Raw genomic sequence first — 23,022 nt, forward strand, 5'->3', positions numbered from 1 at the left:
ATGGTAAAAAGGGATTGCGCAAAAGAGAATGCGTAAAAGTTGAAGACTTTGTGGCTGTATACTTTACTTAGGACTTGGTAAAATAAAATTATTGTGTTTAAAATGATGCCATTTCTCTTGTGCTAAATCTACAGTTGGGTCTATAAATGGTTGGTATGGTTTACCGTTAATGCTTACTCTAGATTTTACGTAAACAGCAATATCCTTACCGTCTTCCTTGGCTTCTTGTTTTAAGTGTTGTGCAAATTGCCAAATAAAATCTGGGTAGGCGCCAATTTTTCTACGTTGTTTTTTTGTAAGATAATTGTTTAGATTAATGCGTGTTTTTTTATTTGTGATTTTGTCTATAGTAGTAAAACTAACACTTCCGCTACGCGAGCGCAACATCATACGCCAACTAAGCCTGTGGCCTTCTTCATTCCAAAGTACATCATCTTTAAAAAAGTGATGTCTAATTGGTAAACCTAATTGAAACAAAAAATAAATTACCCAAACACCAATAATAATAGTTTTGTGTTTTGGAATTGCTAATGAGTATTCTTTATGTTTTTTTTCTTTTAAGAAAAAGATATTTCTAAGCTTTTGTGATTCAAAAAAGAAAACAGTAAAAGCTAAAGCTAAGTAAGGGAAAATACCAATTTGAAAAACAATAGAGTTAAACAAATGAAAAAATATAGCGAGTATAAATGCAATTTTTCTACTTGGTTTCCACAACAGTGCCGGAATAATTAGTAAATCAAACAAAATACCAAAAACAGCTACAATTTTGTGTACCCAAGCAAGTTGTAAAAAGTCTCCAATTAAAAAGTAATCTGCTTTATTTTGCATCAATACTTTTATAAAACCAAAATCTAGCCAGTCTGCATATAATTTTGCTACAGAGGCATACGTGTAAACTATAATTAATTGTAGCACAATAATGTACTTGTAGTAAGCATACATTTTATTAGTGCGCAATTCGGGATTTTTTCTAGCATCTACAGAATTGTCTGCGTTTGCCGGAAAAAATACCATTATCCACGAAATTAGCATTAAAAGGTAGTAATGGTTGTTGTACGATGTTTTTTGCATTAAATACACGCCACTCCATAGTACTGCAAAGGCAAGCATACTATATTTATACTTGTACCCTATAGAAATAAAAATACCAGTAACACCCATTAAAACAAAGTAGGCGTACATACCTGGACCTGTAAACACTGTTAGCCACTCAAAACCTATAAAACTAAAATTAAAAGTAGGTTCTACAAGATTTGTTCTTACCCAGCCAGTAAGTATAGCGCCAAAAGACTCTAAACTAATTAAAATACCAAAAAAAGTCCTAAAGAGAATTAGGCCCGCGTTGTCTATTTTTTTAAAAAGAAAGGAGTTCATAGTTTAGCAATTAAACTAGTGGCAGTTTCTTGGTCTTTTGCAAGTTGCTTTTTTAAATCGTCTAGAGAGTTAAATTTTACTTCATCTCTAATACGGTCTAAGATATCTACTTGTATTTTTTTGCCGTAAAGATCATCATCAAAATTAAAGAAATTAACTTCTATGGTTTTTTCTGTGCCGTTTACAGTTGGGTTGTACCCTATATTCATCATTCCAAAAACTGTAGAGTTGTTTAGTTTTGCTTTAACAGCATATACTCCGTTTTTAGGAATTAGTTTGTATTCTTCTTTAATATAAATATTTGCTGTGGGGTAATTTAATTGTCTGCCTAAGCCTTTGCCTTTAGTAACTATACCTGTTAGCATATAATTGTAGCCCAAATAACTATTTGCTTTACTTACATCACCTTCTGCAAGTGCTTTTCTTATTTTAGTAGAGCTAACAGAGACATCGTCAATTTCTTGTGCGGTAATTTCCTCAACATTAAAATCAAACGTAGTGCCGTAGTTTCTTAAATCGTTAATGTCTGCATTACGGTTACGTCCAAATCTATGGTCATAACCTATAATAATTTTTTTAGTATTGAGTTTATTAACTAGGAGGTCGCGAACAAATTCTATGGCGCTTAATCTAGAAAACTCTTTAGAAAAAGGATGAATAATTAAAAAATCTAAGCCTAAGTTGCTTAGTATCATTTCTTTCTCTTCAATAGTGTTAAGTAGTTTAATATTGCTATCTTGTTGCAAAACCATTCTAGGGTGCGGAAAAAAAGTAAGTACTGTACTTTCTATTTCTAATAGTTTGGCACTATTTATGAGTCTTTCTAGTATCTTTTTATGACCAATGTGCACACCATCAAAAGTACCAATAGTAATAACTGTAGCGTGTGCTTTGTCGAATTTTGAAATGCTTTTAATTGTTATCACGAGACTAAAATAATAAAAAGACTATTTTTGAATATTAAACTGCTTTGAATGATTACAAAACTACGCCTTGTTTTTTCAATAACCATATTATTTGGTAGCTTTTACGGTATTGCGCAACAGAATTACTGGAAAACTGGTGTTTTGGAACAAAATTCAGTGGCTAAATCTATGCAAAATATAGATGCAAATAAAGCAAAAACGTTTTATTTAGATGAATCTGCTTTTTTATCTAAACTAGAAGAGTCAAATTCTAGTGCTAAAGGAAAAAATGTAGTTTACTTTCCTCATAATGATGGAGAGTTAGAAGCTTTTTATGTAGAAGAGCACGCTGTTTTTGCTCCAGAATTAGCTTTAAAATATCCAAATATAAAGTCTTACGTTGGTTACGGTGTAAAAAACTCTAAAGAGCGTGTGCGTTTTAGTGTGTCTCACAAAGGTGTGCAGAGTATGATTGTACATGGAGATAGAGAAGAGGCTATTTATATGCAACCATCTAAAATAAAAGATGGACAATATATTGTTTACGGAGCAGATGCGCACCAGCATAAAGATGAATTTGTTTGTGATACAAAAGCAGTACTTGCAGCCAACAAAAAAGCTTCTGCAGCTAAGCAAATAAATGACCAAACGCTTAGAACGTATAGAATAGCAATTTCGGCTTCAGGAGAGTATACAACATACCACGGAGGTACGGTAGTAGACGCCTTGGCAGCAATAAATGCTACGTTAACAAGAGTTAATGAGGTTTTTGAAACTGATTTAGGAATACATTTAGAGTTAATTGCCAATACAGATCAAGTAATTTACACAGATGCATCTACAGATCCGTACTCTGGTAGTTTAAATACACAAGCTCAAAATACATTTTCTACCGTAATTGGTTCTGCTAATTATGATGTGGGACATCTTTTTCATCAAGGACCAAACGGAGGTAATGCTGGTACTGTAGGTTCTGTATGTGATGACAACTGGAAAGGTAGAGCATACTCTTCTCGTAGTACACCAGAAGGAGATTTGTTTGATGTTGATTTTGTTGCACATGAAATAGGGCATCAGTTTGGGGCTAACCATACGTGGTCTTTTGATTCTGAAGGTACTTTAGTGCAAGCAGAACCAGCTAGCGGATCTACAATTATGGGGTATGCAGGTATTGCAGATGGCAATAATGTGCAAGCCAATGGTGACGATTATTTTCATTATTACAGTATTTTTCAGATAGCAGAATATGTTAGTAGTTTAAGTTGTGGTGTCAGTACTTCAATAACTAACAATCCGCCAGTAATAAGTCCTTTATCAAACTATATAATTCCTAAATCAACCCCTTTTGTGTTAACGGGTGATGCTACAGATCCTGATACAGCAGATGTGTTAACTTATACCTGGGAACAAATAGATAATGGTGTTGTAACACGTAGTAACTTTGGACCAGAGAACCCAAGTGGAGCAAATTTTAGGTCATTAAAACCAACAACAAAAAAAGAACGTTATTTTCCAAAAATAGAACGTGTAATTCAGGGTAACTTAACACAAACTAACCCGTCTGAAGGAGCTTCTTGGGAAACTATTTCTGATGTAGAGAGAGATTTAAATTTTGCATTAACAGTAAGAGATAATGTTGTTGGAGGCGGACAAGTTGTGTCTGAAACTATGAATGTGCGTGTTATAAATTCAGCCGGTCCTTTTGCGGTAACATCTCAATCAACTAACCAGGTGTACCAGTCTGGTTCTGTACAGCAAGTAACTTGGGATGTGGCAGGTACTAGCGCTGCGCCTATAAATACAGAAACTGTAAATATATATTTGTCTATAGATTCAGGTTTGTCTTTTCCTACTTTATTAGCAGAGAATGTGGTTAATGACGGGTCGCACATTGTGCAAATACCAAACGTAGTTACCACAACAGCAAGGATAAAAGTGATGCCTACTAACAATGTGTATTATGCTATAAATACAACAAACTTTACTATAAATACGTCAGATGTTAACCTAGAGTTTGAGGCGTTAACCTATAATGTTTGCCAGCCTAACGATGTATTAGTTCCTTTTAAATATACTGTAAATAATGGTTTTGATGAAACCTCTATGTTTAGCGTTTTTGGTGCTCCAGCAAATTTAGCAGTTAACTTTTCTGTACCTACTGCAGATACAAATAATACCAATGTAGACTTAACTTTTTCCAATACTGCAAATGTTGCTCCGGGCACTTATGAGGTAACAGTATTGTCTAACTCAACATCCAATTCAACTGGGGTTGTTTTAACTCTGGTTATTGGAAATACCACTTTTGCAGATGTAGGTTTAATTTCTCCAGGAAACGGAGCTATGAGTGTAAATATGAATCAGACACTTTCTTGGGAGGATAATGTTGCTTACTCATCTTATGACTTAGAAATTGCAACAGATGCTGCTTTTACTAATATTATAGAAACAAAATCTACTCCGTTTACATATTACAAGCCTACTAGTTTACAGGCAGAAACAACTTATTACTGGCGTGTTAAACCAAAAAGTTTGTGTGCGGAAGGTACTTTTGGGCCCGCTTACAGTTTTACAACAGCCTTGGTTAGTTGTGCAATAAAAGAAGCAGATGATTTACCTAAAACAATACCAACAGTAGGTACATCTGTACTACAATCTAAAATTACTTTTTTAGATGATTTACCAATTACAGATGTAAATGTAACTGTAGATATTACCCATAGCTTTTTAAGTGATTTAACAGTAAGTCTAATATCTCCGCAAGGTACAAGAGTAGTTTTAACATCTAACTCTTGTGGCGATTTTCAAGATATAAATGCCGTTTTTGATGATGACAGTGCCAGTTTTGTATGTGGTAGTGGAGCAGGAGCGGCAATTGGTGGTACGGTTAGGCCTTTGGGTTCATTGGCATCTTTAAATGGAGAGTCTATTTTAGGGGAGTGGATTTTAGAAGTAAAAGACGGAGCATCATCTGACGGAGGAGAAATAAAAGATTTTAATTTAGAGATTTGTGTAGAGGGAATGTTGCGTCCAGATGCAGATAATGATGGAGTTTTTGATGATGGTGATGATGCGTGTTTGGGAACACCAAATGGGGTAGAGGTAGATGTTAATGGTTGTGCTGTTTACAGGTTTATGCCAGATAATTTTGCTATTTCTGTAGCTAGTGAAGCATGTACTACTAGTAATGATGGAGAAATTTTTATTGATGCAATAGAGGAAATAAATTATAGTGTTACAATAACAGGTGCGGGAGTTAATATTACACAGGAATTTACCAACACACTTACGTTAGATAATTTAAATGCAGGTATTTATGTGTTGTGCTTTACAGGAACAGATGGTGTAAAAGTATACGAAGATTATTGTGTTACTGTTGTAATTAAAGAACCAGATGTACTTTCTGTACTATCTGCCGTAACAAACCGAACACTTAAATTAGAGCTCAGTGGAGCAAAATTGTACAATGTAGAGTTAAATGGTGTAGTAGTGCAAACTACAGATAAAACAAAAAGTCTAGCACTTAAAAACGGTTTAAATACAATAAAAGTATCTACAGGTTTAGAGTGTCAAGGGGTGTATAAAAAGCAAATTTATATTGCAGCTAATCCGGTAATTTCTCCAAACCCTACCGCAGGGGAAGCAATAGCTTATTTAGAAACTTTGACTGGAAAGGTTACAGTTGCTATTTATACGTTAGGCGGACAGGTATTACAGCAAAAGAAGCATACTATAAATAATGGTACGGTTACATTAGACGTATCTGGTTTAGCAAAAGGTGTGTATGTGGTAAAGTTTAATGGAGCTGAGGTTAATGGAGAAACAAAATTAATTAAGAAATGAGAAAAATATTAATACTTGTGTGTTTATTGGCACTGTCATGTTCTAAAAGTTCACCCAAACCACCAACTACGCCAGAGCTACTTTTTCCGTTAAAGAGCTCCGAGTGTACTACAGGTGTTACTTTAGGTACAACAAATACAAGTGAAGTAGAGTTGGCGTGGAATGCTTCTGCAAGAACAGATTTGTATGAGGTTAAAATAACTAACTTAAATACTAATTTAACGCAGACACTAAGTACCACAACTACAAAGCAAAAAGTAGTATTAGATAAAGGTGTTGCTTATTCTTGGTTTGTAACTGCTAAAAACGATGAGGTTTCTGAGACTACTGCTAGTGAAATTTGGAAGTTTTACAACGCAGGATCACAAACTACATATCCGCCTTTTGCAGCAGAAATAATTTCTCCTAAATCTGGGCAAACTGTATTTAAAGATACAAATAATGATGTTACTTTAGAGTGGCTTGCTGAAGATGTAGATAATGACATAGCAAATTATAAAGTTTACTTTGGAACAACTACACCGCCAAGTGGTTTGCTAGCAACAAATGCGCCTAATAATACTACTGTTAAAGTAGGTGTGGTAATAAATACAGTGTATTATTGGAAAGTAGTTACTACAGATGCAGAAGGCAATGCGTCTGACTCTGGAGTTTACCAGTTTAAAGCACGTTAATTAAGAGTTGTTAAAATGGTTCATGGTAGTTTTAACACCAGCCAATACAAAAGATTTAATAAGCTCTATAGAACGCTCTAAACGTTCTGGCATTTTATCTTGCTCTTCTTGGTTCCATTCGCCTAAAACGTAGTCTACTTGTCTGCCTTTGCCAAAATCTGCGCCAACACCAAACCTATACCTGTTATAGGTTGTTGTCTGTAACACGTTTTGTGTGTCTTTTAGTCCGTTATGACCACCGTCGCTACCCTTTGTTTTAACTCTAATAGTTCCAAAAGATAAATTAATGTCGTCTGTAATAACTAATAGATTTTCTTGTGGTATTTTTTCTTTTTCTAACCAATATCTAATGGCTTTACCGCTTAGATTCATATAGGTAGATGGTTTTAAAAAAAGAATAGTACGCCCTTTTATTTTATATGTGGTAACGGCTCCTAATTTTTGAGACTCAAATGTTAATGATTCTTTTTTTGCAAAAGCATCAAGTATTTTAAAGCCAATATTATGTCTTGTTTCTGTGTATTCTGAGCCAATATTACCAAGGCCAACAACTAAAAACTTTTTCATAGGATCTTTTTCTTCTAATTGGAACAAGGGTTTTGTTCTAAAAATTGATTTAAAAAATTGTACTATCATACTATATAAAAGTATTAAAAATACAAAAGCATCCTGAAACTTGGTAAATTCCAAGGCAGGATGCTTTATTTTGTTTGTGCAGTAATTTATTCAGCAGCAGGAGCTTCAGCCGCAGCTTCACCTTCTTCTTCATCATCATCAGAAGCAACAACGTTACGAGATGATTTAACTTGTACTACAACTGTATTATCTGGGTGTAAAATAGCAAAATCATCATTTAATAATGAAGCAACTGCTATGTTACCGCCAATTTTTAATTTGTTTATATCGATATCAAAGAAATCTGGTAATTTACCAGGTAAAGCTTTAATAGTAAGCTTTCTTTTTCTAAATAATAATCTACCACCGTTTTTAACACCTGGAGAGTTACCTACTAAACGAACAGGAATATCCATAGTTACCGCTTTATCATCAAATAATTGGTAAAAATCTACGTGGATAATTCTGTCAGATACTGGGTGAAATTGGATATCCTGAACAACAGCGTTCACTTTTTCTCCGTTTTCCATCTCTACTACAACTGTGTGCGCGTTTGGAGTGTACACTAAATTTTTAAAAGCTAATTCTGGTGCTGAAAAATGTAGTGGTTGTTTTCCTCCGTATACTACGCAAGGAACCATTCCAGCATTACGTAAGGCTTTTGTTGCTTTTTTGCCTACGCTTTCTCTTTTTGATCCTGTAATTGTAATTGACTTCATTATATATATTTAATTAATGTGCAAAATTAGTGTATTAGTTCGGTTTTACATTAAAAATTTTGAACTAATAGATGTATTGTTGTGAACTCTAGTCATAACATCTGCAAATAACTCAGCAGATTCTACAACTTTAACTTTAGGACTTTGCTTTTTTAACGGAATTGAATCTGTTACTATAAGTTCTGAAAGTTTAGATTTTTCAATTTTTTCGTAAGCGTCACCAGAAAGTAAGGCGTGCGTTGTAATAGCTCTTACGCTAAGCGCACCTCTTTCCATCATAAGGTCTGCTGCTTTTGTTAATGTACCTGCGGTATCTACCATGTCGTCTACAAGAACAACATTTTTACCTTCTACATTACCAATAAGTTCCATATGAGAAATAATATTGGCTTTTTCTCTTTGTTTGTAGCAGATAACAACATCACTCTCTAATGCTTTAGAGTATGCGTACGCTCTTTTAGAACCACCCATATCTGGAGAAGCAATTGTAAGGTTATCTAACTTTAAACTTTTTAAGTATGGTAAAAATAAAGTAGAAGCAAATAAATGATCTACTGGTTTTTCAAAGAAACCTTGAATTTGATCTGCGTGCAAGTCCATTGTAATAATCCTTGTTGCACCTGCAGATTCTAGCATTTTTGCTACTAGTTTTGCTGCAATTGGCACTCTAGGTTTGTCTTTACGGTCTTGTCTTGCCCAACCAAAATATGGTAAAACAGCAGTAATATGCCTAGCAGATGCTCTTTTAGCAGCATCTAACATAAGTAACATTTCCATTAAGTTTTCTGAACTTGGATTTGTAGATCCAATAATAAAGACTCTTGCGCCACGAACAGACTCTTCAAAAGAAGGCTGAAATTCGCCGTCGCTATATCTTGAAAATTTTACTTTTCCTAAGTCTGATCCAAATGATTTGGCTATTTTTTCAGCTAAAGCTGTGCTTTGTGTACAAGCAAAAATTTTAGGTTCTGGGACCGAGTATGACATTGTTGTGTTGTTGATTTCTATGTTGGTCGTAATCAAGGGCTTAAATGCCCTTTTTTTAACGAGGTGCAAATTTAAAAATTTATTTGTTAAGCTAAAGGATAATTGTTCTTATTTTTTGCAAAAAAACAAGAAATTATTTTTATTTTTGCAGTCCGTTACAATTGCTCGAGTGGCGGAACTGGTAGACGCGCTGGATTCAAAATCCAGTTCTTCGGAGTGTGGGTTCGATTCCCACCTCGAGTACAATAAAAAAGCCTTGATAGTGATATCAAGGCTTTTTAAGTTTTTAGACTTATTCTGTTATAAAAATTAAAGATATTTTATAGTTGTCTTTGTCTCCACTAGCAAACACCATTCTGTTTTCTGTTAGCTCTATAAGATGTAAGGAAAAAGAAGTAGTTTTGACAAGATCTTCAGTTACTTCGCCTCTTATTATAGTTATGTATAAGAGCCCTTCATCTTCATAAAAACGATATTCCGCTTCAGCAATTTCGTTATCTCCATAGTAACAATTTTCTAATCCCGCTACTACTTCTATAATTCCGTCTGGTTTAAAAGTGTAAATATCATCTACAAGACAATCATTTTGTTTACTTTTTTGCTTGTAATTATAATCACTGTAATATGCTTCTAATTGCCAGGTTTTAGAGCTATTGTTGTGCATAATGCTTAAGTCTTCTTGTGTGTATAGTTCTTGACTGGCGTCGTCATCACTACTACAAGAGGCTGTAGTTATTAAAATAAATAATGATAATAGTAATAGTTTAGAGTTATTCATAAAATAAGATTTTTGGTTCTGTGTGTCTTAACCAATTATTGTACCACTTATGTTTTTTTAGTTTAATTTTTTAATATTTTTAAAGTGGTAACGTATATTTTACTTAAACCGTTTTTACTCTCTTTTACATAGTTTGTAAAATCTAAAACTGTTTTAAACTCTTGTGGTTTTAAATTTTTTCTTTTACTGGTGAAGTATAGTTTTTGGTTTTCTTCATCATAAAACGGACAATACTCCATATATTTTGTGTTTATAGGAAGACCTAAGTTTGTGGCTTTAGCCCAATTGTTATTTTTGTCTTTTTTAGAAATGTATAAATCGCCACTTCCTTGACCGTCTGCAGTGTTATATTTTGTAAATAACAAAAAGTCTTCATTTTTAGATACAAAGGCATTAAACTCATAACCATCACTATTTATATTTTCATTTAATATAACAGGAGGTTGGTATGCGCCTAATTTCCACTCACAAAAATAAATATCGTCTTTACCTAAGCCATCTGGTGATGCCATTGTAAAGTACAAATTGTTGTTGCTACTTACTGTAGGGTAAAACTCATCTAAACTAGAATTTACAGGCTTGCCTAAGTTTTTTGGTTTAGACCAACTATTGTTTTTGGTATCTTTATCTACATACCAAATATCAAAATCTTTTTTTTGTTTGGTAGTATCATCCAAAGGCCTGTCTGATACAAAAAATAGCCTATTTTGATCTGGATATAAAAAAGGTTCTAGATACATAAACTCATCACAAAAGGGTAGTAGTTTGGGTTCTAACCATTGATTGCCTTCTTTTTTTAGTGTTACTATTTTAGAAATTTCTGCAGAAGGACTCTGTATTGTAAAATAAGCTTCATTACCGTTTTTAGAAATGCAAAAATCGCGCACATTATAAAATTGATCTAGTTTTTTGCTAAACGTAGTAATGTCATTTTCAGATTGGCCACTTAATAAGTTTGAAAATAAAATTAAAGCTAATAACAGTATAATTTGTTTCATAGTTTTTTAAATATAAGCCAAAAAAAATCCGAAGCTCAGGAACGCGTGCAACAAAGCTTCGGAAATTTTAATAATAAGGTACTGTTTGTTTTTATAACAGCATTTTTTAAGTGTTATTTCTTATCTCCAAAATAAGAAACACCGTCACCGCTTAAGAAATCTTCTCTAACAGGACTAAACGTGTCTATAAGCATACCTTCTTCTAGGCAAACAGCGCTGTGCAGTAGATTAGGTTCTATGTAAACACCATCTCCTGCTTCAACAATTTTCTTTTCACCATTAATTTCAAATTCAAACTTACCAGATACACAGTAGGTAGCTTGTGTATGAAAGTGTTGGTGTGGAGCACCTAGTGCACCTTTGTTAAACTTTACTTTTACCATCATAATTTGGTTGTCATAACCTAAGAATTTTCTTGACACTCCTCCGCCAAGTTCTTCCCATTCTAAATCCTTTGTGGTAATAAATTTTTTACTAAATCGTTCCATTTTTTATACTTTTTAATGATTGTAGCAATATAATTTATTTTTAAGTATAAATATTGGTAATACTTTGTTTAATTAAACAATTCATTAGCATTTATATTTTCTTGTTGCTCTTTAGTTGCGTATTGCCATTGGTAGCTTTTAAATCCAAATAGCTTAGCAACAGTATTTGCTGGAAATGTGCTAATAGAATTGTTATAATGTGTAATAGAGGAACTAATGTATCTTCTGCCAGCTGCAATTTGCTCTTCAGACTCGTTCCAACTATACTGTAAGTTGGTAAATTGTGAGTTTGCTTTAAGTTCTGGATAATTTTCTACTTGTATCATTAAATTTTTTAAAGCCTGACTTCCTTCTTTCTCTATTGCTGGGTCTGAGTTAGATTTTGATGATCTTAGCGCAGTAATTTTTTCTAATGTACCTTTTTCATAAGTCATATATTGCTTTACTGTTTCAACCAAATTGGGTATAAGGTCGCTTCGTTTTATATAGGATGCGTCTAATGATGAAATTGAGTTTTCAATTTGGTTTTTGGCCCTTGTCATTTTATTAAAAATTGAAATGATTGTAATGACTATAACTGCAAGTACTACTAATGTTACTATTATTCCTGCTCCCATTTTAATTGTTTTTATTCCAGATGTTAATGTTTAATTTTAAATCGTCTATAATTGATAATTGGTTGTGTAAATTAGAATAAAACTCTAGTAAGAGTTCATTGTCATTTTTACTTAAAGATTTAAATCTTCCAGGTTCAAAATTATTTAAACCGCTATTATTTAAGATTGATATTCTATTATTTTTAAAAGAGATAAATAAATCTCCTTTGGTTCTATTGGCTATTGATTTTATTTTGTCCATTAAAGCCGGAGTTAAAATGTACCTAGCTTCAGTTTGGTCATTACAATACACATTAAATAATTTAGAAAACTCTGGGTCTTCTAGCATTACTTTAGAGCCAAAATCATAACTAGTATACATATCTATATCTGTGGTTCTTGTACCTGCCATTCCTAGTGTTAAGGTTTCAGAAACAGAATCTATAACCTTCTTTTTAGAAGTTTTCTTTGGAACTAAATACAACTCTGAGCTAAATTTTTTGTTGAATTTAGCAATAAAAGCCTGACCATAAAAAACTTGGTCTGGACCACTTTTTTCACTAGAAAAGTTTTCTTGGTATGCTACATCAAGATCACTCATTTGAAAAGGTACTCCTTTATGCGCTCCCAATATTTGATCATTACCATCTATAATATATTGTTTGTTTTGCAATAGGCCCGTTTCTAGTAACTCTGGTAAGGTAATATGTCCGTGTAATACAAAATGAAAATTGGGGTTAATAAAGTCAATCATCGGTTTTAAAATTTTAGTTTTAAAACTATTACTAGAATTAGCAACTGTAACTGTACCTGGTTTAACTTTACTAGTGCTAAGAGCAATTATATAGGCGTATGAAAGTCCAAATGCTATAAAGAAAGCATAAATGATATATTCTGATTTAAATGGAGTGTTTGATAACTGTAGATAAGCATATCCGCCCCCGAAAATAAGAACAATTATGACAGAAAATATAAGGTATTTTATGTACTTCTTTTTGTCTTTGTTTCTATCTTGCTCTAACTGGTTAATCTCATTAAATAATGTAGTATCTATAAATTTTTTAAATTCATCCTTAGGCTTTAGTGGATACTCTATTTCTTCGTTTTTATTTTCACTGGTACTGTATAATTCATCCCAAGCTTTATTTATTTGTTCTGTGTTTACACCACTTAATATTAGCTTTAAATCTGGAATGTCATAGGGTTCAATAGGTAAGTCGTAAGGTTTGTATTTGGTATCTTGGTCTAGTACTATGGTAACATATTCTACAGGAGCTAGCCTTATGTTAATTTTTAAAAGCGGTATTATAATTTTATATACAGTTCTTTGGTCTATGTTAGATGCTATAGTACCATTATCAATTTTAAGAATAAGTTCATCTATTAATTTAGGCCTTTTTGTTAAGGCAATAAGCTTTAATACTGGTGCAGCTAACATAGAAACTAGTATAGCAGGCACAATTAATTTGTAGTAAAAAGGGGTTTCGTCACTATTTGCAGTGTCTGTAATTCCTTTTAGCATATTTTGTATATAGCTGGCAACAGCGTCATAAGCATATACGTATACTAAACTTGCAACAATTGCTATGGCAACTATTATTAATATGAAACCTAATAATGAAAGTTTTTTATCTCTTTGGTGTGCGCTTAACAGTTGTTGTTTTAATTGTGTAGTTGTCATAATTCTTTAATTGGCCTAATAAACGTTGGTTTTTATTAAATACTTAGTGCGTAAATACTTTATTTTTGGGTGATATTTATGTAGGGCAATTTAGTATTGTTTTTATTAATGAGAAAATAGAATACCGAATTTAATTCTTAAATTTTTTACTAAGAGTAAATTATATGTATTATAAGGCTTAAAAAAAACCATAAAAAATGGCTTAAGCTATAGATATATTTATTTTAGAACGTTTAACTTTTTTAAAGCCATAAGAGTTAAATTCATTCTTTTTTTTATAAAAGTATTTAATTCAAAATCTTTATTTGGCTCTAAATTGGTTGCAAAAAAGTAGGTGTCTTGTTTTAAGTCATAAATTAATATTGCTCCTTTAACATTAAAAGAATCAATAATAGCCTTAAATTCTTTTTTTCTATCTCCAGACTGGCAGCAGATGTAACACTTTTTTCTGTGTTTTTATGTTTCTTTTTACAAGAAGAAATACACAGAACTAAAGATAATGTTATAATTGCTACTTTAATTATTAGAGCAATATAGATTGTTGTTTAAAGCAACATTTAAAGGTTAGCCATTGCTATATATGATGTTTTTTTATACTCTTTATTTGACTATTAATATACCTGTCACTTTATTAATTTCAAACCCTAAGTTTATATTTTCACCCTTATCATTAATTAAACTATTAGAAGAATTATAGTAGTTAAATTCAGCTCCCAGTTCTAGTTCTAATTTATTATTATCAATATCATTATTATTGTTAAAAATTAGAATATCTCCAAAATCATACATTAAATGAACCTTTTTATCACTATAATATTCTTTGCTGTAAGCGTTATGTAATGCTTTTTGTTTATTATTTTTTAGAGATATTTTTTTAGTTTTTTCAAAATCTGAAATTGACATTACTTTATCTATTTTAAAAGAGTCAATTTGATTTAAAGAGAAATCATATTCGTTTTTAAGAATACTTTTTTTTATTTCGTCTAATTGTTTTTGGTTTGTTTCAGATTCAAATTTATCATACCAATACTTTGTTTGGTCATAATAAGAAGCCTCAGGACTAGGGTTAATTGTTTTTGTTTTAAATTCTATAATTGTATCTTTAGTAATAACGCAAAATCCATATTCTATTTTCATAGGACTATAAGCGCCCATTTCGTTTTTTGTAAAACGAGTTTTGCAAAGTATCTCACCTTTTTTATTAATTGAAATAGGTTTAATTTCTGCATGAACATAGGAAGGGCCTGTTGAGTTAGTCATTGATGCAAACAGGAGCAAAAGTATTAGCAAACAGAATGTAATTATACTTCTATATTTCATTTGGATAAGATTGTTTTATTTTAATATTTACTAACAGTTAGGCTTTGGGTAGTTACTAGTTTAAGTACCTAATTTAGCAAATAAAAACCGAATAGAATATTCCGAGAGTGCCAAGGCTTCGGGATTTGTAAGTAGCCACTAGACAGGCAATTAATTACATATGGTATTGGCAAATGTTATTTTTTCAGTTTCTCTTGCGTCTCCTATTATTTCCTTCGGAAAATTGTATAATTCTAATATCTTAATTGCGTTTCTAGTTTTTAATTTTCCTTCTTTTAGTTTATGGTCAAAAGTGAGCTCATTGTTTTCTATTAACTCACTAAAATGAAATAATTCAAAATTCTCTTTATTTAAAATATTGGTTAATTCAATGTCGTGTGTCGAAACTAAAACAACGTTATTTCCTTTATTAAGATATGATAATATAGCTTTTCCTCCCGAAATTCTCTCTATTGTATTAGTTCCTTTAAAAATTTCATCTAATACAAAAAGACAAGGATTTTTACTGTTAGAGGCATCTATTAATTCTTTAATAGTTAAAACTTCCTCAAGGTAATAACTTGTGTTTTCTAATATGTCATCAGTAATTCTTATTGAAGAATACAATTTAAAAAATGGAGCAACATATTCTTTTGCAAAACAAATATTGATTGTTTGTGCTAAAACACTGTTTATTGATACACTTCTAATAAATGTTGTTTTCCCAGACATATTTGAACCAGTTAGTAATAAGCTTTTATTTAATAAATCTAAACTGTTGACTATACAGTTTTTAATCAATGGATGATAAATATCTTTTACAACTAATTCCTTTTCTTCTATAAATTTCGGTTCACACAATTCATATTCACTTGCTTTTAATGAAGCTGTCGATATAGCAGAATCAATTTCGCCTATAAAATGAAACATATTTTTAAGGTCTTCTTTCCTTTTTGTAATTGAATCAATAAAACTATAAAAAATAATATACTCAAAATTTAAAAGAACTTTTATAAATTCTGTTACTATCCAAAAAGCAATTGCAAATTCATTATCAACTTTTTTCTCAAAACTTATAAAAGCTGTTTTTAAACTAATTGCTTCAATTTCTTTTATAAATGAAGTGTTGTTAAAGTGATTTTTAATTTTTGGATAACTGACAAGGTTTTTCGAAACAACAAGTGCTTTAGAAAGTTGGCTTACACCATCAATATAATTTGAAACTTCCCACTTATTCTTATAATGAAATACCATATTTGTTGCAAGTATAGGAATAAGGAAAATGAAAAATATAGGAAAGAAAAAACCTAAAAAAATAAAAGATATTGATAAAATAGATAATGTATAAATTAACCAAATAATTTTTGGTTTTTCAATTGGTTGTGATGTAACTAAACTTTCAAGTGAGTAGGAATCATTAGAGTTTAAACTCGTTAAATTTAATTGAGCTTTTAATCTTAAATCTTCATTTTCTTCAAATAGAAGTGTTAAATTACTAAAACCCTTTAATTTATCTTTGTTTTTAATTGACCTTAATTTGTAATACAGATATTGTTGTCCAATTTTTGAAGAAGTTCTGTCAATTATTTTAAAAGTTTCATTAATGTCTAAATCAGTTGCGCATCTATCAGATATGGTATGAAAGGTATCTTTTTTTTCGTTGTTATTATTAAAATATTTTTCTATTGATACAAAATGAAATTCATCTTTGCTTTTTTGTTTACTCCAATTGTTTACTAAATTATTTAGAGTTTTTTTTCTTCTTTTTTTCTTTCGGTAATTACTTAAAAGATAGAGTAAAATTAAAATGATAATAACTCCTAAAATCCAATTCATATTCTGTAAGGTTAGTTTTTTAATTGTTTACGTGTTTGTATATGGTTTATTGCGTGTTTCAGAAACCAATTTAGCAAATACAAACCAAATAAAAAATCTGCTAATCCCTACGTTTCGGGATTTGTAAGAAGCCTACAACTAGCTATTATATTTGAACTTTGTTAGCTGTTGAATTTCCATTTTTGATTCAAGATATTACTTAATAAATCAAAGTAATTCCATCCTATTTTTCTTGCAGAAAGTAGAGTTAGGCTGTCTTGTTTTTTTCTATGAGGTCTAGATGGTCCAGTCATATTCGGTTTCATATTTAGGTCAAATAAAAAATATTTTCCTTCATCGTTAGCTCTACAATCTATTCTAATTGGTGCCTTTATTTCAATTAGTTGGGCCGACTTAATACAATGCTCATATACTTCTTGGATTTCAGTTGTTTGCAACTCCTTATCGCTCAAAACTTCACTGTTTTCCATCACAGCTACGGTTCCGTTGTAAGGTGCAATTCCATTATTGTGATTAAATCGTTTAACAGCAGGCAAACACCAAGGCCTATTAAAATATTCTTTTTTGTTGTTGATTACATAATTCCCCTTAGGCATTACAGTAATTGTAATTTCTTGTCCATTTAAATATTGTTCTACATAGGCAGCATTTCCGTAACTACTTTTTTTAAATATCTTGTTAAGATTGTTTGTGAGTTCTTTACTGTTTTCAATCTTAGTAACGCCTTGGCTACCTCTTCCTCTAATAGGTTTAAGAACAACCGGAAACTCCAATTCTAGTAATAAATTATTGTAGTTTTCTATAGTTATTAATTCATTTTTAGGAATAGGAATATTATTGGATTTTAATAAACTATTAGTAAACATTTTATCATCATAAACATCAACTAATTTAGTTGTTTGTCCTACAAATTCTAACCCTTTGTTAAAGTAATTTTCTATGTTATGGTGTTTATATAAAACGGTATTTAGCCAAAAGATTTTTGCACCCTTTTGTAATGCCGCTTTAATCCCAATTTTTGTATCAGGAAAAACCCAATCTTTATCATTGTTTTGATTTGGATTTTCCACAGGTGTAATTACATTAATATTGTTTTTTATTAATTCAAAGGCAATATCAGCTCCGCTATCAGAATAACCTCCTGGTTTCATAGGTTTTTGAATTCCATCTTTTACAGGCGTAATTTGAGCTTGGTATAGTATTGCTATTCTGTTCATTTATTTTTGTTTAGCGGTTGTTTGTATAGGTTTTAGGCAATTAAATTTAAACCGCTTTATGTTTTATAATCATTTTTATAAAACGTTTTACCCTTCAAAGTAACCACAATCTTCAAATTCAAATTTGTCTTCTTTAAAAGTGAAATAATCAGTTACTCTAGCACCAATATAGTTATGCGGAAATTCACCAATTACTTTAAGTTTGTATACTAATTTATTATCCGTTTTTATAAAAAGTAGATTCAATTCTTTACCGCTATCATTATTTAGTTGAATTCAGATTCCATCATTTTTTTCTTTTTTACTAATTCAGTTATTTTTCCAATTCCAAAAACAAAGAGCGCAATAATTCCAGAAAAAATTAATCCAGTTATAAATGAAAAATTTCTTCCAGTATCACTTGTCATATTTCTCATTGCTTCTTGCTGTTCAGGCGTAATTTCATTTCCGCTAAAAAATCCGTCTTTATTTAAGTCAAATTTTTGTAGAGTCAGTTCAGATGTAAAGTCAGAATAAGTCGCTCCTCCAACAATCAGAAGATAAATTCCTAAAAATACAGTTGTGCTTATCCAAAACCATTTCCATTTCCCATTCGCGAATAACTTTTTTCTTTTAAGAAATATTACTCCCAAAGCTATTATTGAAATCAGGCTTGGAATTATTAAGTGATATGGTAAAGTTATTTCGCTCATTAGTTTTCTATAGGTTTTGTTAAATTACACACAACGTCTCGGCTATGGTTAGTACGGAAATTAAAAGTAATGAATTTCCTGTTAAACATTTAGTAAAACTTTTTATTTTGTTTTAATTTTTTGTTATTTTAAAGCCAAATTAAAAGATTTGGTAGACTTTATAAAAATACACTAAACTTTGAGTTAAGTACTAAAACCCGCATTGAGTATAGCCATTGTTGGTATTTGTTTTTTTAACTGCTCAATAATTCTGCTTCGGTCATTATTTTAATGGCTTTTTCAATATTGTCTTGTCCATCTGAAGATAAAAATGAACTTGTCAAGGGAATAGAAATTAAATCAAGATTTCCATTTTTATTTTCAAATTTAATCTTAAATTGAGGTAGAGTTATTCCTTTTTTTTCTTCCTTGAAAGTGATGCCTTTCACGTACTTTCTTTCTATTACGGTTTTGTCTGAGTTTCGCAGTTTGCTTATCATAATATATATAAGTACTAAACCTAATAATCCTAAACCTATAGCATAAGATGTGCTTCCAGTAGTATAGGTTTTAATGGTTATATTTAAAGCTATTATGCTAAATATTCCATAAACTAATAGGGTCTTAACTCTATTTAAGGTTAGACTTGCTTTATTCATATTCCCGAAAATACCTTTTTTAGACAATACTATCTTGTCGGGATAAATCTGACATATTCCGTCTTGAGTAATAAATATTTTTTCCATATAGTTGTTTTTAAATGAATGCCAATGTGTTTATATAAGATTAGTTGCGTGGTTTGAGCACCTAATTTAGCAAATAGAAACCGAATAGAAAATCTGTGAGGATTTTCGTAAGTAGGCTAGAACTAGCAATAAATTATATTCGGTGTTAGAGGTAGTTTTCTGCTATTTTTTCATTTTCTTTTGTAATCTATTTTCAATTTTTTCTTTGTCGGAAACTGAAACTTCTTTATCTAATTTTAGTTTGTTTAAAGCTACTTTATAGGTTTCGTTTGCTTCTTTATATTTTTCGAGGTGTTTTAGTGCGTCAGCTTTTAGTTCGTAATGTTGCCAGAAATCGGGAAATGACTTTATTCGATTATTTTGGTCAATAATAACGCTATTCCATTCTAGTTGATCAAAACAAAAATTTAAACCTAAACCAAAGCCAACAGTCGGTGAAGAATTATGATTAAAACCAACCAAATCATTGTATTGAAAGTTGATATTATTGTCTCCTTTCTCTAAAATGGTTGTGAATTTGAAAAAATCTTCACGTAATGAAATGTCATCCCATCTTTTGTCGCCAATTGCTAGATAGAGATTACCAGTTAGTTTTGATTCTTTTTCAAGTTCTTTTTTTACAATGTCATAAATGTCGGAATCATTTGGCCAATACGCTGGACTTATAGATATGCAATTATTAAAAACTGTATTATTTTTCAAGAAACAGTAAGTTGAAAAATAACCACCAAAGGAATGTCCCACAATAGTAATTTTCTTTTTGATATTGTACTTATTGGCTATCATTGGAATGACATCACTATCTAAAAACTTAAAAAGTTTCTTTTTTTCTACCAATTCTTCATTTCTGTCTTGGTGAAAAATACCTACTAAAATACTTTGAGGAATATCATCGTATAGATATAAATTATTCGTTGCTTGTAAAATTGTTCCAGTAATTTCCTCATTATCGCCATCTACATAAACAATAAGGTTTTTTGGTTCTTTTATTTTTTCATAATCTAATGGTAAACTAACCGTTATTTTTCGTTCTGTATCAAATATTTTAGATTTTATGATTAAGGTATCTGGCTTAGAATAAAATGAGTGAGATTGACAAAAAGAATTTGTTGTTAAGAATAATAAAAAAATTGATACTATTAATTTCATTTTGTGTTTAATTTTTTAATTGGTTTTTCAAATCTTGAGTAACTTTTTGTTAATTTGATTATTGTAAATTTTTTAATTCTTGTAAAACGTTTCCTCAAAATAACCGATTCTTTTTGGAAATGAGTGGAATTGCCCCTAACGGCTTTGGCTATGATTAGTAAGGGAATAAAAAGGCACTTTTGTTTCCGTTTAAGTGATTAGCCAAATGTTTTTGTTTGTTTTTATCTTTTCATTATTAAAAGCCAAAACAAAAGATTTGGTAGACTTTATAAAAATACACTAAACTTTGAGTTAAGTACTAAAACCTGCATTACGTGTAGACTTTTTTTTCCAACGTTTTTATTCTCCGCCCCAATCAGGATATTGTATTAGTCCCCAAAAATATCCGCTATTTTTATTAATAATATAAATTACATACTGATGCTCTCTTTTAATTGTCTTTAAGTATGTATGTTGATTTTTAGTAATCGGTTGAATACTGTCATTCATAAAAGTTGTTAAACTTTTAATCATTTGGTCATCCTCTGAGCCATGTAGTTTAAAGAGTTCGTTTTCTATCTTATCAGAATATTGATGCATTTCGTTTTGTATAATGAACTCTGATGCGGTTTTCGGGTCAAATTCTAGATGCACCCATATCATTCCTTCTAAACTATCGTAACAGTCAATTATTAAAATATTTTTTGGAAACTTAAATCCGCTTGTTTTTTCAAAGAACTCAAATCCGCAACTCGATTCTGTTTTTACATTTTTACAAGAAATTAGTGAAATGAAAAGTATTAAGGCAAAAGTCCATCTGCGTAACAGTTGTGTTTGAATGAAAAGTCCATCTGCGTTCTGTTTTTTTAATCCAATATTTCTTTTTCTAATGGTCAATTTAAGAGGGTTTTTGATTTTTAGTAAAATGTTGTAGACAGTTATTTTTCTATTATCCAATTAATAATCATATTTAGCGGTTCTTTATCCATTTCGTAAAGTGATGAGCCAACTTTACCATTTCTATTGGTTAAATAATGATTCAGACTATCAAATTCTCTTATTTCAATATTAGGATTTCTAAAAGATTTTACTAAATCAACTTCTTGCTTGTGATTAATAATTTTATCCTTTGTTCCTGTAAGATATAAAGTTTTTATAGAAAGATCCTTAACTGTATCTTCTAAATTAGTTCTAGCCATTTCTACTAAAAAAGTGTCTTTTAACAATACTATAAACCTTTTATTAAATCCTTTTTCTCTGATATACTTCTTTATTTCCTTTTTACAAGAATTAGGTGTGCTTTTACTTATTAAGTCTATATATCCTTTCAAAAATGACGTAATTTCTGTTTTGTTTTTTTCCTTGCGCATTACTTCTGGAATACTATTTTCATAATTCCTTTCAAATTGGTTAACTAGAAAAGCTCCATTTTTTATAATTGGTGTTTCAATTAAAATGACGAAATCTAAATCATTGTTAATAACATTAAGAGTTGCAATTCCACCAAGGCTGTGTCCTATTATCCCAATTTTTTTATCGAGAAATTGTTTTTGTAATTCCTTTAATGCGTAGCTTAAATCAGTTGACAAATCTCCCGCTAACTCAGAATAATCTCCTTCAGATTTTCCAATTCCACGCTCGTCAAATCTGTACACGGCAATATTGTTTTTTAAAAATTCTTCTGCTAACACAAAATGAGAGTGTCTTGTGTCTCGTCCACTTCCAGGTACTATAATTACTATTTTTTCAAAAACAGTTTTTGGTGTTATTAAGGTTCCAGAAAGTTTTAAATTATCATTTGTATTTTCAAAGTCAATTTCTTTAAAATCATAGTATTCTTTATTACTAATTTCTTTTTCATAATCATAAATATTCTGAGAACTAACGATTGAAAAACAAAATAATAAAATAAGCAAAAAAGTTTTTTTCATAATTGCGGTTATACATTGTTGCCATTAGTTTTTTTTCGCTTGAATTGCGCTACTTGATATTCCTTCGTATTCTTTTCCATAATCATTTTTAGTTTCGACTAGCATTTTCATATAAACTCTGTCGGCATCGATTTTCTTCTTGTATTGAAATCCACCTTTTTTCATTTTCAGAGTGTCTGGATTATATAGAACTTTTGGATTGTATGAAATACTGTCAACTATAATCACATTGGTTTTTTTATTTCGATTATAACCAACAAAAACAATTTCGCCTTGAACATCCGTATTCATCTTGTAAGTATTTTTATAATTCGGAATGTCTCTTAAAGAGATACTATCAAATACGTATTTGTTATTTATGTCCGCTAAAATTGTTTTCAGGCTGTCATTTTCCGCTTGCAGACTTTCAATACGTGCAATCGTATTTTCAGTTTGATTTATGTCCGTGCAACTAGAAGTCAGAATAGTCAGCAGTAGAAAAATTATTGTTTTATTCATTCGTTGGTTAAAATTAATGGCAACGGTTGGGCTAAGCT

General features: G+C 30.8%; 22 protein-coding genes and 1 tRNA gene. 3 read left to right on the forward strand and 20 right to left on the reverse strand.

Features of this window, described 5'->3' with window-relative positions; all coding sequences use genetic code 11:
• Positions 1-63 precede the first annotated feature (63 nt).
• Together ABJD66_RS08780 and ABJD66_RS08785 are read right to left on the reverse strand one after the other, a co-directional pair.
• Entirely contained in the window at positions 64-1,374 is a 1,311-nt protein-coding gene (locus ABJD66_RS08780) for an HTTM domain-containing protein (protein ID WP_348130526.1), read from the reverse strand.
• Positions 1,371-2,300, reverse strand: coding sequence for a bifunctional riboflavin kinase/FAD synthetase (locus ABJD66_RS08785; protein ID WP_348130529.1), 930 nt, complete (start codon positions 2,298-2,300; stop codon positions 1,371-1,373). Before ABJD66_RS08785 ends, ABJD66_RS08780 begins: the two co-directional genes overlap by 4 nt.
• A gap of 48 nt (positions 2,301-2,348) precedes the next feature.
• On the opposite strand from ABJD66_RS08785, the gene ABJD66_RS08790 reads away from it, so the two are divergent.
• Both ABJD66_RS08790 and ABJD66_RS08795 read left to right on the forward strand, forming a co-directional pair.
• Positions 2,349-6,122: a reprolysin-like metallopeptidase gene (locus tag ABJD66_RS08790; RefSeq protein ID WP_348130532.1), complete on the forward strand. Its 3,774-nt coding sequence runs from the start codon at positions 2,349-2,351 to the stop codon at positions 6,120-6,122.
• The gene (locus tag ABJD66_RS08795; protein ID WP_348130535.1) at positions 6,119-6,796 is read left to right on the forward strand and encodes a hypothetical protein; all 678 of its coding nucleotides are present in this window, start codon (positions 6,119-6,121) and stop codon (positions 6,794-6,796) included. Before ABJD66_RS08790 ends, ABJD66_RS08795 begins: the two co-directional genes overlap by 4 nt.
• Here ABJD66_RS08795 and pth read toward each other — a convergent pair whose 3' ends face one another.
• The 3 genes from pth to ABJD66_RS08810 all read right to left on the reverse strand — a co-directional run bounded on the left by pth (position 6,797) and on the right by ABJD66_RS08810 (position 9,117).
• Positions 6,797-7,432 (reverse strand): aminoacyl-tRNA hydrolase, encoded by a 636-nt coding sequence (gene pth / locus ABJD66_RS08800; RefSeq protein ID WP_348130538.1) that lies wholly within the window; start codon positions 7,430-7,432, stop codon positions 6,797-6,799.
• Between the two features lie 86 nt (positions 7,433-7,518).
• Positions 7,519-8,130, reverse strand: a complete 612-nt coding sequence (locus ABJD66_RS08805; RefSeq protein WP_303540392.1) for a 50S ribosomal protein L25/general stress protein Ctc — start codon at positions 8,128-8,130, stop codon at positions 7,519-7,521.
• A gap of 45 nt (positions 8,131-8,175) precedes the next feature.
• On the reverse strand, positions 8,176-9,117 hold the full coding sequence (locus ABJD66_RS08810) for a ribose-phosphate pyrophosphokinase (protein ID WP_100893984.1): 942 nt from the start codon (positions 9,115-9,117) through the stop codon (positions 8,176-8,178).
• Between the two features lie 163 nt (positions 9,118-9,280).
• Between ABJD66_RS08810 and ABJD66_RS08815 the strand changes: the two genes are divergently transcribed.
• Positions 9,281-9,360 (forward strand) — tRNA-Leu (locus ABJD66_RS08815).
• A gap of 49 nt (positions 9,361-9,409) precedes the next feature.
• Here ABJD66_RS08815 and ABJD66_RS08820 read toward each other — a convergent pair.
• The 15 genes from ABJD66_RS08820 to ABJD66_RS08890 all read right to left on the reverse strand — a co-directional run bounded on the left by ABJD66_RS08820 (position 9,410) and on the right by ABJD66_RS08890 (position 22,984).
• Positions 9,410-9,895: a hypothetical protein gene (locus ABJD66_RS08820; protein WP_348130542.1), complete on the reverse strand. Its 486-nt coding sequence runs from the start codon at positions 9,893-9,895 to the stop codon at positions 9,410-9,412.
• A gap of 62 nt (positions 9,896-9,957) precedes the next feature.
• Positions 9,958-10,893, reverse strand: coding sequence for a hypothetical protein (locus tag ABJD66_RS08825; RefSeq protein ID WP_348130545.1), 936 nt, complete (start codon positions 10,891-10,893; stop codon positions 9,958-9,960).
• Positions 10,894-11,006: 113 nt separating this feature from the next.
• A complete protein-coding gene (locus ABJD66_RS08830) occupies positions 11,007-11,381 on the reverse strand; it encodes a cupin domain-containing protein (RefSeq protein ID WP_100893982.1) in 375 nt (124 codons plus the stop codon).
• A gap of 68 nt (positions 11,382-11,449) precedes the next feature.
• The gene (locus ABJD66_RS08835) at positions 11,450-11,998 is read right to left on the reverse strand and encodes a LemA family protein (RefSeq protein ID WP_232732584.1); all 549 of its coding nucleotides are present in this window, start codon (positions 11,996-11,998) and stop codon (positions 11,450-11,452) included.
• 1 nt (position 11,999) lies between these two features.
• On the reverse strand, positions 12,000-13,658 hold the full coding sequence (locus ABJD66_RS08840; RefSeq protein ID WP_348130550.1) for a DUF3137 domain-containing protein: 1,659 nt from the start codon (positions 13,656-13,658) through the stop codon (positions 12,000-12,002).
• Between the two features lie 600 nt (positions 13,659-14,258).
• Positions 14,259-14,978 carry a hypothetical protein gene (locus ABJD66_RS08845; protein WP_348130553.1) on the reverse strand — a complete coding sequence of 240 codons (720 nt, stop codon included), beginning with the start codon at positions 14,976-14,978 and terminating at the stop codon, positions 14,259-14,261.
• A 150-nt stretch (positions 14,979-15,128) separates the two neighbouring features.
• A complete protein-coding gene (locus tag ABJD66_RS08850) occupies positions 15,129-16,793 on the reverse strand; it encodes a DNA mismatch repair protein MutS (RefSeq protein ID WP_348130556.1) in 1,665 nt (554 codons plus the stop codon).
• Between the two features lie 161 nt (positions 16,794-16,954).
• A complete protein-coding gene (locus tag ABJD66_RS08855) occupies positions 16,955-18,010 on the reverse strand; it encodes an ATP-grasp domain-containing protein (RefSeq protein ID WP_348130559.1) in 1,056 nt (351 codons plus the stop codon).
• A gap of 87 nt (positions 18,011-18,097) precedes the next feature.
• On the reverse strand, positions 18,098-18,256 hold the full coding sequence (locus ABJD66_RS08860; RefSeq protein WP_303540451.1) for a hypothetical protein: 159 nt from the start codon (positions 18,254-18,256) through the stop codon (positions 18,098-18,100).
• A gap of 20 nt (positions 18,257-18,276) precedes the next feature.
• Positions 18,277-18,702: a hypothetical protein gene (locus tag ABJD66_RS08865; RefSeq protein WP_348130563.1), complete on the reverse strand. Its 426-nt coding sequence runs from the start codon at positions 18,700-18,702 to the stop codon at positions 18,277-18,279.
• Between the two features lie 233 nt (positions 18,703-18,935).
• Positions 18,936-19,427 carry a hypothetical protein gene (locus ABJD66_RS08870; RefSeq protein ID WP_348130566.1) on the reverse strand — a complete coding sequence of 164 codons (492 nt, stop codon included), beginning with the start codon at positions 19,425-19,427 and terminating at the stop codon, positions 18,936-18,938.
• A 162-nt stretch (positions 19,428-19,589) separates the two neighbouring features.
• Positions 19,590-20,576 (reverse strand): alpha/beta hydrolase-fold protein, encoded by a 987-nt coding sequence (locus ABJD66_RS08875; RefSeq protein WP_348130569.1) that lies wholly within the window; start codon positions 20,574-20,576, stop codon positions 19,590-19,592.
• Positions 20,577-20,915: 339 nt separating this feature from the next.
• Positions 20,916-21,452, reverse strand: coding sequence for a hypothetical protein (locus tag ABJD66_RS08880; protein WP_157811058.1), 537 nt, complete (start codon positions 21,450-21,452; stop codon positions 20,916-20,918).
• Positions 21,453-21,493: 41 nt separating this feature from the next.
• Entirely contained in the window at positions 21,494-22,486 is a 993-nt protein-coding gene (locus tag ABJD66_RS08885; protein ID WP_348130572.1) for an alpha/beta fold hydrolase, read from the reverse strand.
• Between the two features lie 24 nt (positions 22,487-22,510).
• Positions 22,511-22,984: a hypothetical protein gene (locus tag ABJD66_RS08890; RefSeq protein ID WP_211018186.1), complete on the reverse strand. Its 474-nt coding sequence runs from the start codon at positions 22,982-22,984 to the stop codon at positions 22,511-22,513.
• Between the last annotated feature and the right edge of the window lie 38 nt (positions 22,985-23,022).

The sequence above is a fragment of the Cellulophaga sp. genome, from assembly GCF_039943695.1.
Taxonomy (GTDB): domain Bacteria; phylum Bacteroidota; class Bacteroidia; order Flavobacteriales; family Flavobacteriaceae; genus Cellulophaga.

Excerpts from the sequence above, each read along its gene's own strand:
- ABJD66_RS08780 (WP_348130526.1), bottom strand. The coding sequence starts at position 1,374 with ATGAACTCCTTTCTTTTTAAAAAAATAGACAACGCGGGCCTAATTCTC.
- ABJD66_RS08790 (WP_348130532.1), top strand. The coding sequence starts at position 2,349 with ATGATTACAAAACTACGCCTTGTTTTTTCAATAACCATATTATTTGGT.
- ABJD66_RS08795 (WP_348130535.1), top strand. The coding sequence starts at position 6,119 with ATGAGAAAAATATTAATACTTGTGTGTTTATTGGCACTGTCATGTTCT.
- pth (WP_348130538.1), bottom strand. The coding sequence starts at position 7,432 with ATGATAGTACAATTTTTTAAATCAATTTTTAGAACAAAACCCTTGTTC.
- ABJD66_RS08805 (WP_303540392.1), bottom strand. The coding sequence starts at position 8,130 with ATGAAGTCAATTACAATTACAGGATCAAAAAGAGAAAGCGTAGGCAAA.
- ABJD66_RS08810 (WP_100893984.1), bottom strand. The coding sequence starts at position 9,117 with ATGTCATACTCGGTCCCAGAACCTAAAATTTTTGCTTGTACACAAAGC.
- ABJD66_RS08820 (WP_348130542.1), bottom strand. The coding sequence starts at position 9,895 with ATGAATAACTCTAAACTATTACTATTATCATTATTTATTTTAATAACT.
- ABJD66_RS08825 (WP_348130545.1), bottom strand. The coding sequence starts at position 10,893 with ATGAAACAAATTATACTGTTATTAGCTTTAATTTTATTTTCAAACTTA.
- ABJD66_RS08830 (WP_100893982.1), bottom strand. The coding sequence starts at position 11,381 with ATGGAACGATTTAGTAAAAAATTTATTACCACAAAGGATTTAGAATGG.
- ABJD66_RS08835 (WP_232732584.1), bottom strand. The coding sequence starts at position 11,998 with ATGGGAGCAGGAATAATAGTAACATTAGTAGTACTTGCAGTTATAGTC.
- ABJD66_RS08840 (WP_348130550.1), bottom strand. The coding sequence starts at position 13,658 with ATGACAACTACACAATTAAAACAACAACTGTTAAGCGCACACCAAAGA.
- ABJD66_RS08845 (WP_348130553.1), bottom strand. The coding sequence starts at position 14,978 with ATGAAATATAGAAGTATAATTACATTCTGTTTGCTAATACTTTTGCTC.
- ABJD66_RS08850 (WP_348130556.1), bottom strand. The coding sequence starts at position 16,793 with ATGAATTGGATTTTAGGAGTTATTATCATTTTAATTTTACTCTATCTT.
- ABJD66_RS08855 (WP_348130559.1), bottom strand. The coding sequence starts at position 18,010 with ATGAACAGAATAGCAATACTATACCAAGCTCAAATTACGCCTGTAAAA.
- ABJD66_RS08865 (WP_348130563.1), bottom strand. The coding sequence starts at position 18,702 with ATGAGCGAAATAACTTTACCATATCACTTAATAATTCCAAGCCTGATT.
- ABJD66_RS08870 (WP_348130566.1), bottom strand. The coding sequence starts at position 19,427 with ATGGAAAAAATATTTATTACTCAAGACGGAATATGTCAGATTTATCCC.
- ABJD66_RS08875 (WP_348130569.1), bottom strand. The coding sequence starts at position 20,576 with ATGAAATTAATAGTATCAATTTTTTTATTATTCTTAACAACAAATTCT.
- ABJD66_RS08885 (WP_348130572.1), bottom strand. The coding sequence starts at position 22,486 with ATGAAAAAAACTTTTTTGCTTATTTTATTATTTTGTTTTTCAATCGTT.
- ABJD66_RS08890 (WP_211018186.1), bottom strand. The coding sequence starts at position 22,984 with ATGAATAAAACAATAATTTTTCTACTGCTGACTATTCTGACTTCTAGT.